We start from the raw sequence: 19298 nt of genomic DNA, 5'->3' as shown, positions 1-19298 counted from the left end.
GTGCAGTTCCTCGACGGGCATCGCCCTCCCTATGACCTGACGTACGACGACGTGTTCCTGGTGCCGAACCGCACCGAGGTCACCTCGCGATTCGACGTCGACCTGGCCACCTCGGACGGGTCGGGCACCACCATCCCGATCGTCGTCGCCAACATGACGGCGGTCTCGGGACGCCGCATGGCGGAAACGGTCGCCCGCCGCGGCGGTCTGGTGGTTCTCCCCCAGGACCTTCCGGCGCCTGCCGTCGCGGAGACCGTGTCGTTCGTCAAGAGCAGGCATCTGGTCGCCGACACCCCGGTCACACTCGGCCCCGACGCCGCCGTGTCCGACGCCCTGGCGCTGCTGCCGAAGCGGGCGCACGGCGCCGTGGTCGTCGTCGAGAACGACCGCCCCGTCGGTGTCGTCACCGAGGCCTCCTGCACGGACGTCGACCGGTTCGCGCGACTGCGCTCGGTGGCGCTCACCGACTTCGTCACCGCCCCCGACTCCGCGTCACCGCGGGAGGTGTTCGAACTCCTCGAGGGCAAACACGACTCCCTCGCCGTCATCGTCCACCCCGACGGCACCCTCGCCGGGGTCCTCACCCGCACCGGCGCCATCCGGGACGGCATCTACCAGCCCGCCGTCGACGGCAACGGGAAGCTGCGGATCGCCGCGGCCGTCGGCGTCAACGGCGACGTCGCCGCGAAGGCGCGCGCCCTGGTGGACGCGGGGGCCGACCTGCTGGTCGTCGACACCGCGCACGGCCACCAGCAGAAGATGATCGACGTGCTCGGTGCATTGAAGAAGGCCGACCTCGGTGTCCCGCTCGTCGCCGGCAACGTCGTGTCCGCCGCCGGCACCCGGGACCTGATCGACGCGGGCGCCGACATCGTGAAGGTCGGTGTCGGACCGGGCGCGATGTGCACCACCCGGATGATGACCGGGGTGGGCAGGCCGCAGTTCTCCGCCGTCGAGGAATGCGCCACCCAGGCCCGCGCGATGGGTGCGCACGTGTGGGCCGACGGAGGTGTCCGTCACCCCCGCGACGTCGCTCTCGCCCTCGCCGCGGGCGCGTCGAACGTGATGATCGGGTCGTGGTTCGCGGGCACCTACGAATCACCCGGCGACCTGCGGGTGGACCAGTCCGGCAACGCGTACAAGGAAAGCTTCGGCATGGCCTCCAAGCGTGCGGTCGCGGCGCGCACCGCCACGGATACCGCGTTCGACCGGGCCAGGAAAGGCCTGTTCGAGGAGGGTATTTCGAGTTCCCGGATGCGGCTGGACCCGGACCGCCCCGGCGTCGAGGACCTGATCGACCACATCTGCTCGGGTGTGCGCAGCACCTGCACGTACGCGGGCGCGCGGACGCTGGCGGAACTGCACGAGCGGGCCGTTCTCGGTGTGCAGTCCGCCGCCGGGTTCGCCGAGGGTCGCCCGCTGCCGGCCGGCTGGTGACGACCGCATCCTGATGTGCCGGTGGGTGTCCTGTTCCACGGAACCGGACATCCACCGGTATCATGGGTCGCTCAACCACACCAGTTCTCGGCGCCGGACCCGTCCGGGCCGTCGAGGCCGAACGAGAGGACTCCGGTGCCCGCGGCACCCACACACGAAGCAAGCGCCCCACCCGCCGTCTCCGGGAGTGCCGTCGCCTCCTGCTCCGTGGAATCGGATTCCGATTCCGCCGGTTCGGAGGGCTCCTCTAGCGAGCCGGGTGACAAACCCGGCGACCCCTGTTCCTCAGCTCGGCGGCGATGACCGATGGACATCGCGCTCAGCATTCTCGCTCTGCTCGGCTTTCTCGCCCTGACCGCTGGCACCGCGTTGTTCGTGGCGGCCGAGTTCTCCCTCACCGCCCTCGAACGCAGCACCGTCGACTCGCACGCCCGCGACGGTGACCGCCGGGCCCGGCAGGTGCAGCACGCCCACCGCACCCTGTCCTTCCAGTTGTCCGGGGCGCAGCTCGGCATCACCATCACCACGCTGATCACCGGTTACCTGTCCGAACCGGTCCTCGCCCGGTTCATCACCCCGGTGCTGTCCGCGATCGGGTTCAGCGAATCCGCTGCCGCGGCAACGTCGTTGGTGATCGCCCTCGTCCTCGCCACCTCGTTCTCGATGGTGTTCGGCGAACTCGTGCCGAAGAACCTCGCCATCGCCCACCCCCTGCCCACGGCACGTGCGACGGCTGGCATGCAGGCCGCGTTCTCACTCATCTTCAAGTGGGCCATCAACGGGCTCAACGGATCCGCGAACTGGCTGGTGCGCCGCCTCGGCATCGAACCGGCCGAGGAACTGCGGTCGGCGCGGTCCCCGCAGGAGCTCGGGTCGCTCGTGCGGACGTCCGCGCAGCGCGGCGCCATCGACAAGGGCACGGCGCTGCTGGTGAACCGCTCGTTGCGGTTCGGGGAACGCACCGCGGAGGAACTGATGACCCCGCGCGTGAAGATCGAGACCCTGTCCACCACGGACACCGTCGCCGACCTGATCGACACCGCCTCCCGCACCGGGTTCTCCCGCTTCCCCGTCGTCGACGGGGACCTGGACGACGCCGTCGGCATCGTCCACATCAAACACGCGTTCGCGGTGCCCGCCCATCGCCGCCGCACCGCCCGCCTCAACTCGCTCGCCCAGAAGGTCCCGGTGGTGCCCTCCAGCCTGGACGGTGACGCCCTGATGGAGCGGATCCGGTCCGACGGCATGCAGGTCGCGTTCGTCGTCGACGAATACGGCGGCACCGCCGGGATGGTCACGATGGAGGATCTGATCGAGGAGATCGTCGGCGACGTCCGCGACGAGCACGACGAATCCGAGATCGACGTCCAGCGGGTCGGTGACGGCTGGTCCTGCTCCGGGCTGCTCCGCGTCGACGAGGTCTCCGACACCACCGGCTACACCGCACCCGACGGCGAGTACGAAACCCTCGGCGGACTCGTCCTCACCGAACTCGGCCGGATTCCCGACGAGGGCGACGAGGTCGAACTCCCACTGCCCGAGGGCGCGCACGACCCCGGCGGCCGGTGGGTCGCCACCGTCACCCACATGGACGGCCGGCGCATCGACCGGGTGCTGCTCACCCCGAAGCCCGACGAGACCGCCCACACCGACAGCGAGGAGGACGACGATGAGTGACCTCTTCGGTGTGCTGCTCACCTTCGTGCTGCTCGGGGGCAACGCCTTCTTCGTCGGCGCCGAGTTCGCGCTGATCTCGGCCCGCCGCGACCGGCTCGAGGCCCTGGAGTCGCAGGGCAAGAAACGTGCCCGCACCGTGATCACGGCGGGCGAGAACCTGTCGCTGATGCTCGCGGCCGCGCAGCTCGGCATCACCATCTGCTCGATCCTGCTCGGCAAGGTCGCCGAACCGGCGATCGCGCATCTCCTCGAGGTCCCGCTCCACGCGGTCGGCCTGCCCGCCGGGCTGCTGCACCCGGTGGCGTTCACGATCTCGCTGGCGCTGGTCGTGGTGCTGCACATCCTGCTGGGTGAAATGGTGCCGAAGAACATCGCACTCGCGGGCCCGGAGCGGACGGCGATGCTGCTGGTCCCGGTGCACCTGCTGTTCATCAAGCTGGCCCGCCCGCTGATCTCCTTCTACAACCTGTGCGCCAACCTGACGCTGCGGTTGCTGCGGGTGGAGCCGAAGGACGAACTCGACGTCACCGTGTCGGCGGTGGAACTGTCCGAGATGATCGGCGAATCCCGTTCCGAGGGACTGATCGACGCGGAAGAACACCGTCGGCTCACCCAGGCGCTGGAGACCACCGACCGCACGGTCAGCGAGGTGATGATCCCCCTCGACAAGGCCCGGACCATCCCCCTGTCGGAGGGCGGAACCCGGCTCGGCGCCATCGAGCAGGCCGTCGTCGAGACCGGGTACTCCCGATACCCGGTGCGCGCCGACGACGGCTCACTCGTCGGGTACCTGCACCTCAAGGACGTGCTCGACGACATCCTCGACGAGGAGGCCGGACCCGACACCGTGATCCCGCGGTCGGACATCCGTCCGCTGCCGTGCATGTCGACCACCACCCCGCTCGCGGAGGCCCTGGCGAGTCTGCGCCGCGCCAGCTCCCATCTGGGGGCGGCAGCGGACCCGTCCGGGCAGATCGTCGGCATCGTCGCCCTCGAGGACCTCGTCGAGGAATACGTGGGCACCGTCCGCGACGGCACCCACCGCGTCAACGGCGTCAATCCGGGACAGCGAACGAGCTGATCGGATGGACGTTCTGGATGCGTCGGAGTGGATCCCTCGCCGCGACCGGCACCGGGCGAGGGTGTCCGCACTGATCGGACCGCACCTGGAGCGCCGGGAACGCGGCGAGACCCACCCGGTGATCGACTTCCTCTTCACCTATTACAGCTACCGGCCGAATCAGCTGCTGCGCTGGCACCCCGGGTGGGGAACGGTCCTCGCCGGCGGGGACGAGTACGCCGAACTCCGCGGGTATCACCGCACCGACGCCGGGGTCACCGTCGACCCGGAGTTCCTGCAGCGCCGCTCGGACACGGTCTCCTTCACCACACGACTGATGGAGGCGACCGCCGCGCGTCCCACCCACCTGTCCTGCTTCGGCCTGCACGAGTGGGCGATGGTCTACCGATCGGACGAGGTTCGGCACGACAGCATCCCGCTGCGGCTCGGGCCGGGCGGCACCGACTCCGTCGTGGAGTCGCTGCACCTGCGCTGCACCCACTACGACGCGTTTCGGTTCTTCACCCCCGCCGCCGAACCGCGGAACAGTGAGCCGTTGACCCGCGAAGACCAGCTCGGGCGGGAACAGCCCGGGTGCCTGCACGCGTCCATGGATTTGTACAAGTACTGCTACAAGCTGGCGCCGATGATCGACTCGGACCTGACCGTCGACTGCTTCGAGCTGGCGCTCGCCGCACGGGAACTCGACATGCGGGCCAGCCCGTACGACCTGACCGCCTACGGGTACACCCCGATCCCGATCGAGACCCCGCACGGCCGCGCCGAGTACGTCCGGGAGCAGTCGGCGCTGGCCGCCCGCGCCGCACCGCTTCGTGCCGCATTGCGTGACCGGTGCCGCCGGTTGCTCGCTACCGTGAGCCCATGACTCTCCCGGGCTACGACCGCTACTGTGCCGAGATCGTCACGCAGACCGAACTCCCCGGTGATTACCTGGCGGCCCGCCTCCCCGTCCTCACGTTGGCGGCCGGTTCGGTAGCCGCGCTCACCGGTGCCGTCGACCGGTTCGACAGCGCGGTGGACCGCGCTCCCCGGCCGTGGCGGCTCGATCCCGAGCGGATCGCCGCCTCGTTCGCGAGCGACCGGCTGCTGCGGGTGTCGGGCGCCCCGGTGTCCGGTTTCGCGGAGCTGTCGGGGTTCTTCGTGGCCGCGGACGGCTGGGTGCGGACCCACGCCAACTACCCGCATCACCGCGCGAGACTGCTGGCGGCACTCGACCTCCTCGAGGACGCCGGCCGCGACAGGGTGGCCGCCCGGGTCGGGAACCTGACCGCCGCCGACGTCGAGGACCGTGCCGCCGCGGCGCAGGCCATCGCCGTGCGCGTGCGGACCGCGGCGGAGTGGGCGGCGAGCCCGCAGGGTGCGGCCGCGGCGTCCGGCGACCTCGTGTCCACCGTCGTGCACGCCGCGAGCTCCCGTCCCGGGACAAAGCAACGCTCCCACCGGGAACCCGCCCGGGGGCCGTTGGCGGGGGTGAAGGTCCTCGACCTGACCCGGGTGATCGCCGGTCCGGTCGCCACCCGCACGCTGGCGCTGCTCGGCGCCGAGGTGCTGCGGATCGATCCGCCGGCGATCCCCGAGATCGTCGTGCAGCACCTCGACACCGGGCAGGGCAAGCGGTCCGCGCTGCTCGATCTGCGGTCCGCCGACGGCAGGCTGGTGTGGGACAGCCTGCTCGCCGAGGCGGACGTCGTCGTCACCGGGTACCGGCCGGGCGCGCTGGACGGTCTACTCGACGATGCCCCCGACCATCTGGTGCGGGGACGGGTGTGCGCGTGGGGCGGCTCCGGCCCCTGGGCGCACCGCCGCGGCTTCGACAGCATCGTCCAGGCGGCGTCGGGGATCGCGACGATCGAGGGCGACGACACCCCTGGCGCGCTGCCCGCGCAGGCACTCGACCACGCGACCGGCTATCTGCTCGCCGCCGGCATCGTCGACGCCCTCGCCGCGGGGCACGTCGACGGGTGCGGCCGCTCCGTCGACGTGTCACTCGCCCGCACCGGCGCGTGGCTGCTGGCCGCGGACGGCCGATCCGAGGATCCGCCGCCGGCCGCGGTGCCCGGGCCCCGGTGCCTCACCGCGCACGGCGACGTGGTGACCGCCCGTCCCGCCCTGGCCGAATTCGACGACTACCCGTTCCCGGCCCGGCCCTGGGGTGGCGACACCCCCGGCTGGTCCGGTGTCACACCGTCGCCGTGAACCGCGGGCTCGGTTCCCCGGTCAGATGTCCCGGCGGCAACCGGCGTCCGCACAGCACGAGGAGCAGGTCCTGGGCGGAACCGCGCAGCGGCGCGCCCGCACCGTAGGTCCAGGCGCGGTCGTCCGCCGTCAGCTGCACGCCCGCCAGGTCGGTGCCGAAGTACTTGACGTGCTTCGGGCCGACGCCGCCGAGGACCCGGTCGAGGCTGTCGTCCGGGACCCGCCTGCCCAGGCCGAGCGCCACCGACACGTCGAGACCGTGGATCACGTCGTGGGACAGTGCCCCCTCGAAGCCGCCGCCCGGCGGCTTCCACGGGTGCGCGACGTTCTCCTCCAGGGTGTGCAGCAGCGCGTCGGCGGTCAGGGTCCGTGCGTCCTCGCGGGCCTGCGCGTCCGACATCCGGTTGAAGTTGCCGCGCGCCTTCACCATCTTCAGCAGGATCCGCGGCGTCGACAGGCGGTACGGCATGGTGATGTGCGCGATCACCTCCCGGCTGCGCCACCCCGCGCACAGCGACGGCGCGTCCCATTGCTCCGGCGTCAGTCGCGCCAGCATCGACGCCAGGTCGCGCCGCTCCCCTGCGACCCAGTCCGGTGCCGTGTCCCGTGCCATGTCCGTCTCCTCCGGTCGCCGTGTCGTGCTCTACGTAGGCAGACCGTGCCCGCCGGCGAAACTCATCGCGCAGCCGTGAAGAATGGTCGGGTGAGCACACACGACTACACGCTGACGGTCACCTGGACCGGCAACCGCGGCGCGGGAACGTCGGGCCCGGACGCCTACGACCGCGACCACGTGATCGCGGCGGCCGGGAAACCCGATCTGCCGGGCAGCGCGGACCCGTCGTTCCGCGGCGATGCCACCCGCTGGAATCCGGAGGAACTGCTCGTCGCGTCGCTGTCGCAGTGCCACATGCTCTGGTATCTGGGCCTGGCCGCCGCGGCCGGTGTGGTCGTCGTCGACTACCGGGACGACCCGACGGGCACGATGGTCGAACACCCGGACGGGGCGGGCGAGTTCACCGAGGTCGTGCTGCATCCCACGGTGACCGTCGCGGATACGGCGATGGCCGCGCGCGCCGAGTCGCTGCACGCCCGGGCGCACGCGAGGTGCTTCATCGCCCGGTCGGTCGCGTTCCCCGTGCACCACCGGCCGACGGTGGTGACGGCGTGAGCAGGCAGCGGCTGATCGTGGACGTCGACACCGGCATCGACGACTCCCTCGCGCTGCTGTACCTGCTGGCCAGTCCCGAGGCGGAGATCGCCGGCATCGCCAGCACCGCGGGGAACGTGCCCGTCGAGCAGGTCGCGGCGAACAACCTGAACTGGCTCGCCCTGTGCGGCGCACCCGACATCGAGGTGGCGCTCGGCGCCCGGGTGCCGCTGGACTGCCCGCTGCGCACCACCGAGGACACGCACGGACCCCAGGGCATCGGGTACGCCGTCCTCCCCCCGTCCGGGCGGTCGCTGTCGGAGCGGGACGCCACCACCCTGTGGGTCGATCTGGTCCGCACCCACCCCGGCGAGCTGACCGGGTTGGTGACCGGGCCGCTGACGAACCTGGCCCTCGCGATCCGCGAGGAACCCGCACTGCCCCGGTTGCTGCGGCGACTGGTCGTGATGGGTGGGGCGTTCAACCACCCCGGCAACACCACCCCCACCGGTGAATGGAACGTGTCGGTAGATCCGGAGGCGGCCAAGGAGGTGTTCGACGCGTTCTCCGGGCTGCCGGAGGGCCGGCGTCCGATCCTGTGCGGACTGGACGTCACCGAGACGATCGAGATGACACCGGACCACGTCCGGCGGCTGGCGGAGGCGGCGGGAAGCGCACCCGCCGAGATCATCTCCCCCGACGACGGACCGCAGGTGCGCTCGACCGCCTCCAACCCGGTGATCCGGCACCTGTCCGACGCCATCCGGTTCTACATGGACTTTCACCGCACCCACGACCAGGGTTTCCTGGCGCACATGCACGACCCGTTCGCGGCGGCGGTGGCGTTGAACCCGGCGATCGCCCGCACCCGACCCGCTACGGTCGACGTCGAACTGCACGGCCGGCTCACCCGGGGCGCCACGGTCGCCGACTGGGTGGGTCACTGGAACCGGGAACCCAACGTCGACATCGCGGTGAGCACCGACCCGGCCGCGTTCTTCGACGATCTCGTCGACCGGGTCGGGCGCTTCGCGAAATCAGTCGGCTGACGCGTCCGGGCCGTCGAACGCGTCGAGGATCTCGGCGGCGGCCAGGGCCGCCGTCAGGGAACCGTCCCGCACCCGCTGTTCGATCTCGCCGCGGATCGCCTTGACCCGGGTGTTGGACGCGAGCCGGCGCAGCAGCTGGTCGTTGACCATCGTCCACGTCCAGTCCACCTGCTGCCGGCGCCGGTTCTCCTCGAACTGCCCGGCCGCGGTCAGCACCTCACGGTGCCGGCAGACGGTGTTCCAGAAGTCCTCGAGACCGACACCCTCGAGACCGCTCATCGTGATCACCGGCGGCGTCCAGACGGCGTCGTGCGGGTAGATCAGCCGCAGCGCACCCGCGAGTTCCCGGGCGGCCCCCTTCGCCTCCCGCTCGTGTTTGCCGTCCGCCTTGTTCACGGCGACGAGGTCGGCGAGTTCGAGGACACCCTTCTTGATGCCCTGCAACTGGTCGCCGGTGCGGGCCAGGGTGAGGAAGCAGAAGCAGTCCACCATGTTCGCGACCGTCACCTCGGACTGCCCGACACCCACCGTCTCGACGAGGATCACGTCGAATCCGGCGGCCTCGAGCAGCACGATCGTCTCGCGGGTCGCCTTCGCGACACCGCCGAGGGTGCCCGACGTCGGTGACGGCCGGATGTAGGCGTCCTTCTCGACGGTCAGACGCGCCATCCGCGTCTTGTCGCCGAGGATCGACCCGCCCGTGCGCGTCGACGACGGGTCGACGGCCAGGACCGCCACCCGGTGCCCCTGCCCGATCAGGTGCATCCCGAGCGCGTCGATGAACGTGGACTTCCCGACGCCGGGCACACCGGTGATCCCGACCCGGTGCGCCTTCCCCGATTCCGGCAGCAGCTCGAGCAGCAGCCGCTGCGCCGCCTCCCGGTGGTCGGTGCGGGTGGACTCGACCAGGGTGATGGCCTTCGCCAGGCCGGCGCGCTGATTGGCGCGCACGGCCTGGGCGAGGGCATCGATGTCGACTGGAGGCCGCCCCATGTTATTCCGGGGTGCCCGTCAGGTCGTGGCCGAGCTGCGCGGCCAGCTTCTCGAGCAGGCCGCTGGCGGCGTCCGCGATGACCGTCCCGGGTGGGAAGATCGCGGCGGCACCCGCCTCGTACAGTTCGGCGAAGTCGCCGGGCGGGATGACGCCCCCGACCACGATCATGATGTCGGGACGTCCCACTGCGGCGAGGGCTTCCCGGAGCGCAGGCACCAGCGTGAGGTGACCTGCGGCCAACGACGACACACCGACCACGTGGACGTCGTTGTCGGCCGCCTGGTTGGCGACCTCCTCCGGGGTCTGGAACAGCGGTCCCACGTCCACGTCGAATCCGATGTCCGCGAAGGCCGTGGCGATCACCTTCTGGCCGCGGTCGTGGCCGTCCTGCCCCATCTTGGCGATGAGGACACGGGGACGCCGGCCCTCCTCCTCCGCGAACTTCTCGACGAGTTCCGTTGCCTTGTTGATGTTGTCGACCTTTCCGGCCTCGTCCCGGTACACACCGCTGATGGTCCGGATCTCGGCCTGGTGACGCCCGTACACCTTCTCGAGCGCCTCGGAGATCTCGCCGACCGTCGCGTTCGCGCGGGCCGCATCGATCGCCAGGGCCAGCAGGTTGTTCTCCATGCCGCCCTCCGTGGTGGCCGCGGCGCGGCTCAGTTCGGCGAGCGCCGCCTCGACGGCGTCCGAGTCGCGGTCGGCGCGCAGCCGGTCCAGCTTCTCGAGCTGCTCCTTGCGGACCCGCGAGTTCTCGACCTTGAGGACCTCGATCTCGTCGGCCTCGTCCGGCACGTACTTGTTGACGCCGACCAGCGGCTGCCGGCCGGAGTCGATGCGGGCCTGCGTGCGGGCCGCGGCCTCCTCGATCCGCAGCTTCGGGATGCCCTCGCTGATCGCCTGCGCCATGCCGCCGGCCTCTTCGACCTCGGCGATGTGTGCGCGGGCCCGGTTCGCCAGCTGGTGGGTGAGCCACTCGACGTAGTGCGATCCGCCCCAGGGGTCGATGGGACGGACGGTCCCCGACTCCTGCTGCAGCAGCAGCTGGGTGTTGCGGGCGATGCGGGCGGAGAAGTCCGTCGGCAGCGCGAGGGCCTCGTCGAGGGCGTTGGTGTGCAGCGACTGGGTGTGCCCCTGCGTCGCCGCCATCGCCTCGACACATGTGCGGGCCACGTTGTTGTAGACGTCCTGCGCGGTCAGCGACCAGCCCGACGTCTGCGAGTGGGTGCGCAGCGACAACGATTTCGCGGACTTCGGTTCGAACTTCGCGACCAGTTCACTCCACAGCAGGCGACCCGCCCGCAGCTTCGCGACCTCCATGAAGAAGTTCATGCCGATCGCCCAGAAGAACGACAACCGGGGCGCGAACTTGTCGATCTCCATGCCGGCGTCGAGGCCGGCACGGATGTACTCGACACCGTCCGCGAGGGTGTACGCCAGCTCCAGGTCGGCGGTGGCCCCGGCCTCCTGGATGTGGTAACCGGAGATGGAGATCGAGTTGAACTTCGGCATCTTCGCGCTGGTGTACGCGAAGATGTCGGAGATGATCCGCATCGACGGCTTCGGCGGATAGATGTAGGTGTTGCGGACCATGAACTCCTTCAGAATGTCGTTCTGAATGGTTCCGGCCAACTGCTCCGGGGCGACACCCTGCTCCTCGGCGGCCACGACGTACAGCGCGAGGATCGGCAGCACCGCACCGTTCATGGTCATCGAGACGCTGACGCTGTCGAGCGGGATGTGGTCGAACAGCTGACGCATGTCCAGAATCGAGTCGATCGCCACCCCGGCCATGCCGACGTCACCCTGCACCCGTGGATGGTCGGAGTCGTAGCCGCGGTGCGTCGCCAGGTCGAACGCCACCGACAGACCCTTCTGCCCGGCCGCGAGGTTGCGGCGGTAGAAGGCGTTGGATTCGGCGGCGGTGGAGAAGCCCGCGTACTGGCGGATCGTCCACGGCTGATTCACGTACATGGTGGGGTACGGTCCGCGCACGAACGGTGCGGCGCCCGGGAAACTGCCCACCGGGTAGCCCTCGGCCTCGGCGGCGTCGCGGTCGGCCTTGGTGAAGACGGGTTTGACGTCGATGCCCTCGGGGGTGGACCACACCACCTGTTCGGGGCTGTAGTGGTTGGCGGCCGCGGCGGATGCGATCAGCTCGTCCGTCTGCTCCGGGGTCGGGGCGGACGGCTGCGGAAACTGCGGATCCTCCAGTGGCACGTCGGCGAAGCTGCCGATCGCGTGCTTGACCTCGCGAGTAGTCACTTCTTGCTCCCTGTGTCGCCCGAGGAGTCACTCGAGCTCTCGATGGTGTCGAGCAGGCCGGACAGGACCGAGACTGCGTCGATACGGGCGGTGACGAATCCGTCGGGCCGGGCGGAGCCGTCCGCGTCGGCGACGACCTTCTCCGGGCCGGCGAGCAGCACGATGCCGACACCGGCCGCGCGCAGTTCCTCCACCGCGGCGGTGGCTTCGGCGGCGTACCGCTTGTCGGTACCGCAGATCACCGCGATACCGGCGCCGGAGTCCTTCGCGGCGGCGGCGATGCTGCCGTCACCGATGGCGAGGGGACCGGGATTGCGGGCCTCGATGCCGCCCGACGCCAGCAGGTTCGTGCTGAACGTGGTCCGCACGTTGTGCTCAGCGACGGGGCCGAGAGGGGCCAGGAAGACGGCGGGTCGCGCCCCGTGCGCCGCCAGGTAGGCGTCGGAACGGTCCCGCAGCGCCTCGAACGCCGCGGCGTACCGGGCGACGCTCCCGGTCTCGGCGGCGCCCGCGGGCAGCGGGGCTTCCGCGAGATTCGGGAACTCGTTGACCCCGGTGACGGTGGTCTTGCGGTGCGCGATGTCCGAATCACGTTGGGCGCGGGTGGACGCGATCCGGTCGCCGATCAGACCGGCATCGAGCGCGGCGACGTAGCCGCCCGCCGCCTCGATCTGCTGTAAGAACTCCCACGCCTTGGCCGCCACCTGCTGGGTGAGGTCCTCGACGTACCACGACCCGGACGCCGGGTCGAGCACCCGGCCGAGATGCGACTCCTCGAGCAGCAGCAGCTGGGTGTTGCGGGCGATGCGGGCGGCGAAGGTCTTCGACACACCCAGCGCCCCGGCGGGCAGTGCGGCGTCGAACGGCAGTACCGTGACGGCGTCCGCGCCGCCGACACCGGCACCGAACGCGGCGAGCGTCGTGCGGAGCATGTTCACCCATGGATCGCGTTGCGCCATCATCGCGGCCGAGGTGACCGCGTGCTGGGGGGCGCCGCCGAAGTCGGAGGCGCCGCACACCTGGGCGATCCGCGCCCACACCAGCCGCGCCGCCCGGAACTTGGCGATGGTCTGGAACTGGTCGTCGGTGGCCGAGAACCGGAAACCGAGCTGCCCGAGCGCCTGCCCGATGGTCAGGCCGCTCTCGGTGAGGGCCCGCAGATATTCGAGGCCCGCCGCGATCGCCGCACCGAGTTCCTCGGCGTCGGACGCGCCGGCGTTGTGAAACACGGTGCCGTCCACGGTGATTGCCCGCACGCTCTCCGAACGCGCCGCGGACTCGGCCGCGAGGGCCACCGCATCGCCGAGTTCGACGTCGGCGGCACCGGAGAACGCGCTCGTGAGCGGGGCGGTCCCGAGGTCGACGCGGACTGCGGTGCGGTCGGTGACCCCGTCACCCGCCGCGGCACGCGCGTCGAGCAGCGCGAACAGTGCCCGCCCCGCGAGCGGTGCGTCCGTTCCGGCGTCGAGGGTCAGCGGGGCCAGGTCGAGGAGCACCCCGTCGAGCGCCGTCTCCAGCGACCGGACCGGAAGGTCGGCGCCTCCGACGGCGAGCCACAGCGCGCTGACACCGTTCTCCAGGGCGTCCAGGACGGAGCGGTTGACGTCCGCCGCCTCCGCGCCCTCGCCGAAGCGGGCGCTGACCAGCCAGCCCGCGTTCACGTCCCGGGTGGCGTCCGCGCCACGCACGTAGGGGAAGGTGCCGGGCAGGGGCTGCTCCGGACGCTCGTCGCGCGGGCTGTACAGCGGCGCGACGGTGACACCGTCGTAGGTGACGGTCTCGAGGAGCTTCTGGGGTTCCGGACCGAGTTCCGCGGCGTCGATCCGACGCGACTTCGCGAGGACTCCGGCCACGGAGTGCTGCCAGTCGGCGTACGCCCGCGCAGCTTCCTCGGCTTCTGAAGCTAATGACACGGTGTCGGCTTCCTCTCCCTGATGAGCGATCGATCAATACATTGTGTGACTGTGATGCTAGCCGCAGTTCGGCGCCCCCTATCGTGAGGATCACCACACGATGCATAACCTCAGGTCATGAGCATTGCGCAGGAACCGGTGGTCACCGATCGCACCGCCACGCAGCGGTTGTTCGGTCTCGGCGCGCCGACCCGGGACGTCGACGACCGCGGCGAACCCCTCAATCGTATGAGCATGGACATCGGCGCGCTCGCCCCGAATACCGCCCGGACCGCCTACGGCAGCGTCCTCGCCGTGCTGCTCGACGATCTCCTGGGATTCACCGTCTGGGACCGGCGCGGAACACGCGACGGCCTGGTCTCGGCCGAGCTGTCGGTGGACGTCGTGACACCCCGGCGGTGGCAGGGACCGACGCTGCAGGCCGAGAGCCGGCTCCTCGCACTCACCGCGGACGGCGGCACCTCGACCGCCCGCGTCCACGACTCGGCGGGCACCCTGATCGCCACCGGCACCCTGTGGGGCAACTTCGTGGACCTGCCGGCGCCGGGCGCGGACGGGTCGGCCCTCCTCGACTTCCCGGAACCGGGGGTCGCGCCGCTCGACTGGATCGGCGGGCGGATCGAGGACGGACCCGACGTGCGGGTCGTGGTGCCGGCCAACCCGCTGGTTGCGAACAAACTCGGGTTCATGCACGGCGGCGTCCAGGGGTGCGCGATGGACCTCGCGGCGAACGCGGCCCTGAGCCGGGCCGGCGCGGATATGGACACGGCGTCCGTGCGGATCAACTATTTCCGCCCGATTCCCCTCGACCGCGACACGACGTTCACCGCGGACGTGGTCAGGGCGGGCCGCTCGGTGGCGGTGGCCCGGGTGGCCGGGACCTCGGGCGGGCGGATCTGCGTCGAGGCGACCGTGACCGGGCGCCGACGCCTGTCCTGACCGGCGCTCACGGCGCCCCGCCCCGGTCACCCGGGTAGCCTGATGCCCTGTGAAGAGACGCCTCGGAGACCGCAGGGTGATCGGCGTCGCCGTACTGGCAGTCGCGCTGGTCGTCGTGGCGCTGCTGGCCCCGCACCCGTCCGTGCTGCAGGTGCGGGAATGGGCGCGGTCGGTCGGGCCAGCCTTCCCGCTCGTCTTCTTCGCCGTGCACGCGCTCGTGACGGTGTTCCCGTTCCCCCGCACGGTGTTCACGCTGAGTGCCGGTCTGCTGTTCGGTGCGTGGCTGGGCATCGCGATCGCAGTGCTGGCATCGACGGTGAGTGCGGTGCTCGCCCTCTACCTGGTGCGCGCCGTCGGCCGGGACGTGGTGTGGCAGCGCATCTCCAATCCGACGATCCGCCGGGTGGACGAGCGGATCGCCCGGCGCGGCTGGCTCGCCGTCGGTTCACTGCGACTGATCGCGTTCGTCCCGTTCTCCGTGGTGAACTACTGCGCAGGGGTGTCCTCGATCCGGCTGGTCCCGTACGTGCTGGCCACGGTGGTCGGTGTGCTGCCGGGGACCGTCGGCATCGTCGTTCTCGGCGACGCCCTCACCGGGGAGACGAAGCCGGGACTTCTCGTGCTGTCCGCGGTGTGCATCGTCATCGGAATCGCCGGGCTGGTGGTGGACTCCCGGCGGCCGCTGGACGGTTCCGGCGACACGATGCCGGACGTGGCCGTCGACCGCCCCGCCGAGGACGAGTCAATAGCCCAGCCTTGAACCCAGCTAGTCAAGCTTTGAGTCTTGACATATTAATATCTAGTTTCTAACCTTGACCCATGTTCGTGTTGACGGTCGACCAGCGCGGAAGCCGCCGCGACGTCGACCGCGTCGCCCAACTCCTCACCGAATTCGCGAACCGTGACCTCGTCCGCCCGTTCCAGCGGACCGCCGGCGACGAGGTCCAGGCCGTCGTCGCGGACCCGGCCACCGTCGTCGACCTCGCACTCGACCTCGTCGGACGCGAACACTGGAGCATCGGCATCGGCGCCGGACCCGTCGAAGAACCCCTCCCCGCCGAGACCCGGGCCGGTCGCGGCCCCGCGTTCGAATCCGCACGGGTCGCCGTCGACCGCGCCAAGAGCGCCCCCGGGCGGGTGGCCGTCGAAGGCTCCGACCCCGAGAGCGCCGCCGACGCCGACACCGCCCTCACCCTCGTCGCGGTCCTCGTCGCGCGCCGCACCGAGGAGGGCCGCGAGGCCGTCGAACAGATGCGGCACGGATCCACCCAGACCGAGGCGGCCCGCGCGCTGGGCATCAGCAAACAGGCGGTCTCCCAACGACTCTCCACCGCCGGCTGGCACGTCGAGACCGCCGGACGACGACTGGCCGAACGACTCCTACGCAAGGCGGACACGTGACGACCCTCGCACTCATCGCGCTCGGCGTCGCCGCCGTCGCACCCCTGGCCCTCGCGGCGCCCCGCAGCCCCCGCTGGATGTCGCAGTGGGCGGCGCCGATCGTGGTCGCGCTCGCCCTGGCCGTCGCCGCGCTCGCCGCCTCCGCCACCACCCCGGTCACGGGCTTCGCGCTCGCCGCGACCCTCGTACTGTGCGTCGCGGCCGCCACCACCGGCGGGGCACCCCTCGTGCTCGCCGCGTTCCGCATCGCGCGCCGCCAACCGGACGCCGGATCCGACCAGCGGCCCGACGCCGGGCCGCTGCGCGGCGGACGGATCATCGGACTCCTCGAGCGTGCCGCCGTCGCGGCCTCGATCCTCGCGGGCTGGCCGGAGGGCATCGCCGTCGTCCTGGCGGTCAAGGGACTGGCCCGCTACCCCGAGCTGCGCGAACCGCACGCGTCGGAACAATTCATCATCGGCACGTTCACCAGCGTGCTCTGGGCGATCGCGGTGTGCGGAACGGGACGTGCCCTCATCACCTAGCCGTCCCCGGGCGACATCCACGAGCCGGGTGCCCGAGTCCGCCGACGGCTCAGCGGATACGAGTTCGCGACTACCGCCCGCTTCTGGATACCTGACGACGCACCCACGGCCGCGCCGACCCCGCACCTGCCCACAGCCGCACTCTCGGCGATGTCATCGCGCACGTGACCTCGCACCACGCACCCGTGTCCCCCACGGCCAGAACCGTCGGTCCGCAGGAACCGGAGGCCCTACGCACCGCGGTCGCACCCGAGTTCCGCATCGCGGGGTTCCCGGAGGTTCAGGCGCTCGCCGCACGGCTGAACACGGCCGAGGGGCTCGCAACCCGTACTTCCTCGTCAACGACGGCGCCACGCGCGACACGTCGATCATCTGGGGCGCGGAGGTCGACAACTTCTCCAGCTAGAACTACCTCGGCATGTCCGGGCACCCCGCCGTCGTGTCGGCGGTGCAGGACACGGTCGCCCGCGACGGCACTTCCCGCTCGGCCAGTCGGCTGCTGTCCGAGGAGAAGCCGGTACACCGCGAACTCAAAGCCGAATTGGCCAGCCCGCTCGGCACCGAGGACGGATCGCCCTCGTGAGCGGACACGCCACCAACGTCACGGTCATCCTGCTGCCTGGTCATCCACGACATCGTCTACGTAGATCTCATGTCCTTTGCCGCTTGCGTGGCGGGCGGGGAGATAGACGTGTGTCACGGCTACCCGCCTCATCGTGCGGTGGTGTGGGTTTGACCGTGTCCCACACCGACGCTTGTGGTGCAGGAACATGCTGTTTCGGATTCACCCCCATCCGCGGTGTCACGGTGGGCAGGCTGTGGCGGACCCGGCGGTGCCGTGGTCTGCTCGGGGTGGGACCTTTCTTGTCCCGGCACTGCCGCACCGGCGCGTGTTCGGCGACCCGGATCGCGGGTAACTGCTCACGCCGCCGGGTGGTTTTGTTCTTGCCGAGCAGCGCGCGTTTGGCCAGGTTCACCCCCGCCAGGTGGTTGCGGTTACCGCCGACCCGGCAGCGTGAACACCATGCGGCGTGGTAGCCGCCGGGGCGTGCAAGTGGTTCGTCGCATCCCGGGCACTGTGCGGACGATCCCCGGGCCGGCACGGAGACCACGGTGATGCCGATACCTGCGGCGGTGTGGGCGAGGGCGGCGACGGCTTGGCGGCGGGCGGACTGCGCGGCCCGGTTGTTGTTGACGCGTCCGTGTCCGCGAGTCTCGAGGGTGGTGAGATCTTCCACTGCAATCAGCTGCGCCTGGGCGTCGGCGGCGTAGTCGGTGGCCTGGCGGGCGAAGTGGAACGCCAGTTCCCGGTTGATCTTTCCCCGTTTGACGCCGACAGCGGTTCGGTGCCCGTCGAGGACGGCGATCTTCGCGTCGAGTTGTGCTCGGACCTCGGGGGGTGCGGTCGCGGCCAGTTGGGTCAACCGGGCGGCTTTGCGGTGCAGCAGTTGACCTTCGGTTTGCAGGCGGGCAAGTTTGATTCCGAGGCCGCGGTCGTCGTAGGTCCAGCCCCGGTAGTCCGACACCAGCCCGTCCGGGTTGGCGGCGGTGATGGCGGCGGCACCCAGAGTCGACGGCGACCAGTCCACCCCGACCGCGACGGCGGCCGAGTCCAGGTCGTCTGCCGGGACGAGTTCGGTCGCCGCGCATCGCCACAACAGACCTCGACGGTCGAGGACGAGGGTCGGCAGGTGCCAGTCGGTGATCGCCCGGCCGTGCAGGTGCTCAGGGATGGCCGCGGTGAGCCGCACCCGCCGCCACTGCGCCCGCCCCGTGGGAGTGGGGCAGGTCGGCAACTTCACCGTCAGCACCAGCTCATCACCGATTACGGCAAGCTGCGCGAGCTGCCGGTCGGCGGCCGACAAACGGGCCATCGCGCTCGTCTGCGGTGGTTCCTGCAGGTCGGTGATCCGCAGCCGGCCGGCCGGTGCCCCACCACCGCGGGCGCGGGCGGCGAGCTGACGTCGCACACCCCGGGCAAAGCCGGGCGGCACGTAGTCCGGTGACCCGGTCTCCGGTGCCACAGCGCCGGTGGCCGGGTCGAATCGCTGAGAGAGTGCCGTGATCGCGGTGTCCCGATACGTCAGGGTCCGCAAGGTGGCCATCACCTGCGCGGTCACCACCCGCGTGACCCGTGACGGCACATAAACCCGTCCGGATAGGTTGGGTTCCAGCCGAGGCGGGCCGCCGCGGCGATCAGGTCGAGCAGCCACCTCACCCGGATGTCGACGTCGTCGAGGCCGATCGGCTCGCCGGTCACGGCGTCGACCGCCACATGGGCGCGGGTGGTGAACGCGAACTGCCGCGGCACGGTCGATCCCGGCCCGGTCATGCCGGGCCCAATTCATGAGCGGCGAGCACCGTTGTAGTCCGAGACGACTCGCGATCGCCCGCCATGCTCACCGTCCCGGCGCCGCCCCACAGCCGGTGGTGATTCCGTGTCGACCGCAGCGCAGAGAACCGACCGGACAACGATGCTGGCACCGCCCTGACGTCATCCATCAACCCTCCCACCAGCACATGTGGCGCCCTTTATCTCGCAGGACCTGACTGTAACGCCGACCTCCGACATTTAGCCTCGGAGGGAGTCCGCAGGCGGGCCGAACGTCCGACCGGCATACCTGGTGATCCCTGGCTTTTGAGTGGTCGTCTGCGGGCTCGGTGTCTGGTCG

16 protein-coding genes and 1 pseudogene are annotated in these 19298 nt (G+C 70.7%); 12 read left to right on the top strand and 5 right to left on the bottom strand.

Annotation, left to right across the window (positions count from 1 at the left end; all coding sequences use genetic code 11):
- The 5 genes from QM806_RS37040 to QM806_RS37020 all read left to right on the top strand — a co-directional run bounded on the left by QM806_RS37040 (position 1) and on the right by QM806_RS37020 (position 6391).
- Positions 1 to 1437, top strand: coding sequence for a GuaB1 family IMP dehydrogenase-related protein (locus tag QM806_RS37040; RefSeq protein ID WP_054248879.1), 1437 nt, complete (start codon positions 1 to 3; stop codon positions 1435 to 1437).
- A 306-nt stretch (positions 1438 to 1743) separates the two neighbouring features.
- Positions 1744 to 3114 (top strand): hemolysin family protein, encoded by a 1371-nt coding sequence (locus QM806_RS37035; protein WP_054248878.1) that lies wholly within the window; start codon positions 1744 to 1746, stop codon positions 3112 to 3114.
- On the top strand, positions 3107 to 4195 hold the full coding sequence (locus QM806_RS37030; RefSeq protein ID WP_169694804.1) for a hemolysin family protein: 1089 nt from the start codon (positions 3107 to 3109) through the stop codon (positions 4193 to 4195). The genes QM806_RS37035 and QM806_RS37030 overlap by 8 nt, the downstream gene beginning before the upstream one ends.
- 4 nt (positions 4196 to 4199) lie before the next feature.
- A complete protein-coding gene (locus tag QM806_RS37025) occupies positions 4200 to 5060 on the top strand; it encodes a 3-methyladenine DNA glycosylase (protein WP_169694802.1) in 861 nt (286 codons plus the stop codon).
- A complete protein-coding gene (locus QM806_RS37020) occupies positions 5057 to 6391 on the top strand; it encodes a CoA transferase (protein WP_120659094.1) in 1335 nt (444 codons plus the stop codon). Before QM806_RS37025 ends, QM806_RS37020 begins: the two co-directional genes overlap by 4 nt.
- On the opposite strand, the gene QM806_RS37015 is transcribed toward QM806_RS37020, so the two are convergent.
- Positions 6375 to 7004, bottom strand: coding sequence for a maleylpyruvate isomerase family mycothiol-dependent enzyme (locus QM806_RS37015; RefSeq protein WP_169694800.1), 630 nt, complete (start codon positions 7002 to 7004; stop codon positions 6375 to 6377). The two genes, QM806_RS37020 and QM806_RS37015, sit on opposite strands and share 17 nt — an antisense overlap.
- A gap of 90 nt (positions 7005 to 7094) precedes the next feature.
- Here QM806_RS37015 and QM806_RS37010 point away from each other — a divergent pair, with 90 nt between their 5' ends.
- A complete protein-coding gene (locus QM806_RS37010; protein WP_007300684.1) occupies positions 7095 to 7562 on the top strand; it encodes an OsmC family protein in 468 nt (155 codons plus the stop codon).
- On the top strand, positions 7559 to 8590 hold the full coding sequence (locus QM806_RS37005; protein ID WP_005571017.1) for a nucleoside hydrolase: 1032 nt from the start codon (positions 7559 to 7561) through the stop codon (positions 8588 to 8590). Before QM806_RS37010 ends, QM806_RS37005 begins: the two co-directional genes overlap by 4 nt.
- Here QM806_RS37005 and meaB read toward each other — a convergent pair.
- The 3 genes from meaB to QM806_RS36990 are packed head-to-tail and all read right to left on the bottom strand — an operon-like array spanning position 8579 to position 13762.
- Positions 8579 to 9583 (bottom strand): methylmalonyl Co-A mutase-associated GTPase MeaB, encoded by a 1005-nt coding sequence (meaB, locus tag QM806_RS37000; protein WP_005255064.1) that lies wholly within the window; start codon positions 9581 to 9583, stop codon positions 8579 to 8581. The genes QM806_RS37005 and meaB overlap by 12 nt on opposite strands.
- 1 nt (position 9584) lies before the next feature.
- Positions 9585 to 11849, bottom strand: coding sequence for a methylmalonyl-CoA mutase (scpA, locus tag QM806_RS36995; RefSeq protein ID WP_054248772.1), 2265 nt, complete (start codon positions 11847 to 11849; stop codon positions 9585 to 9587).
- Positions 11846 to 13762, bottom strand: a complete 1917-nt coding sequence (locus tag QM806_RS36990) for a methylmalonyl-CoA mutase family protein (RefSeq protein ID WP_169694799.1) — start codon at positions 13760 to 13762, stop codon at positions 11846 to 11848. The genes scpA and QM806_RS36990 overlap by 4 nt, the downstream gene beginning before the upstream one ends.
- A gap of 117 nt (positions 13763 to 13879) precedes the next feature.
- Between QM806_RS36990 and QM806_RS36985 the strand changes: the two genes are divergently transcribed.
- The 5 genes from QM806_RS36985 to QM806_RS36965 all read left to right on the top strand — a co-directional run bounded on the left by QM806_RS36985 (position 13880) and on the right by QM806_RS36965 (position 17209).
- A complete protein-coding gene (locus tag QM806_RS36985) occupies positions 13880 to 14701 on the top strand; it encodes a PaaI family thioesterase (protein WP_283294685.1) in 822 nt (273 codons plus the stop codon).
- A 49-nt stretch (positions 14702 to 14750) separates the two neighbouring features.
- Positions 14751 to 15461 (top strand): TVP38/TMEM64 family protein, encoded by a 711-nt coding sequence (locus tag QM806_RS36980; RefSeq protein ID WP_246859973.1) that lies wholly within the window; start codon positions 14751 to 14753, stop codon positions 15459 to 15461.
- Between the two features lie 59 nt (positions 15462 to 15520).
- Positions 15521 to 16102 carry a hypothetical protein gene (locus QM806_RS36975; RefSeq protein ID WP_005255056.1) on the top strand — a complete coding sequence of 194 codons (582 nt, stop codon included), beginning with the start codon at positions 15521 to 15523 and terminating at the stop codon, positions 16100 to 16102.
- Complete coding sequence (locus QM806_RS36970; RefSeq protein ID WP_064080644.1) at positions 16099 to 16626, top strand: hypothetical protein; 528 nt, start codon at positions 16099 to 16101, stop codon at positions 16624 to 16626. Before QM806_RS36975 ends, QM806_RS36970 begins: the two co-directional genes overlap by 4 nt.
- Before the next feature lie 418 nt (positions 16627 to 17044).
- Positions 17045 to 17209 carry a hypothetical protein gene (locus QM806_RS36965; RefSeq protein ID WP_064080646.1) on the top strand — a complete coding sequence of 55 codons (165 nt, stop codon included), beginning with the start codon at positions 17045 to 17047 and terminating at the stop codon, positions 17207 to 17209.
- A gap of 56 nt (positions 17210 to 17265) precedes the next feature.
- Here the strand turns inward: QM806_RS36965 and QM806_RS36960 are convergent.
- Positions 17266 to 18958, bottom strand: a pseudogene (locus tag QM806_RS36960) (transposase family protein).
- Between the last annotated feature and the right edge of the window lie 340 nt (positions 18959 to 19298).

It is taken from the genome of Rhodococcus sp. IEGM 1351 (genome assembly GCF_030056875.1).
GTDB classification, from domain to species: domain Bacteria; phylum Actinomycetota; class Actinomycetes; order Mycobacteriales; family Mycobacteriaceae; genus Rhodococcus_F; species Rhodococcus_F opacus.
This window is presented reverse-complemented; position numbering and strand designations above follow the sequence as displayed.

Coding starts and splice junctions, on each gene's coding strand:
- QM806_RS37035 (WP_054248878.1), top strand. CDS start 1,744: ATGGACATCGCGCTCAGCATTCTCGCTCTGCTCGGCTTTCTCGCCCTG.
- QM806_RS37030 (WP_169694804.1), top strand. CDS start 3,107: ATGAGTGACCTCTTCGGTGTGCTGCTCACCTTCGTGCTGCTCGGGGGC.
- QM806_RS37025 (WP_169694802.1), top strand. CDS start 4,200: ATGGACGTTCTGGATGCGTCGGAGTGGATCCCTCGCCGCGACCGGCAC.
- QM806_RS37020 (WP_120659094.1), top strand. CDS start 5,057: ATGACTCTCCCGGGCTACGACCGCTACTGTGCCGAGATCGTCACGCAG.
- QM806_RS37015 (WP_169694800.1), bottom strand. CDS start 7,004: ATGGCACGGGACACGGCACCGGACTGGGTCGCAGGGGAGCGGCGCGAC.
- meaB (WP_005255064.1), bottom strand. CDS start 9,583: ATGGGGCGGCCTCCAGTCGACATCGATGCCCTCGCCCAGGCCGTGCGC.
- QM806_RS36985 (WP_283294685.1), top strand. CDS start 13,880: ATGAGCATTGCGCAGGAACCGGTGGTCACCGATCGCACCGCCACGCAG.
- QM806_RS36975 (WP_005255056.1), top strand. CDS start 15,521: ATGTTCGTGTTGACGGTCGACCAGCGCGGAAGCCGCCGCGACGTCGAC.
- QM806_RS36965 (WP_064080646.1), top strand. CDS start 17,045: ATGTCCGGGCACCCCGCCGTCGTGTCGGCGGTGCAGGACACGGTCGCC.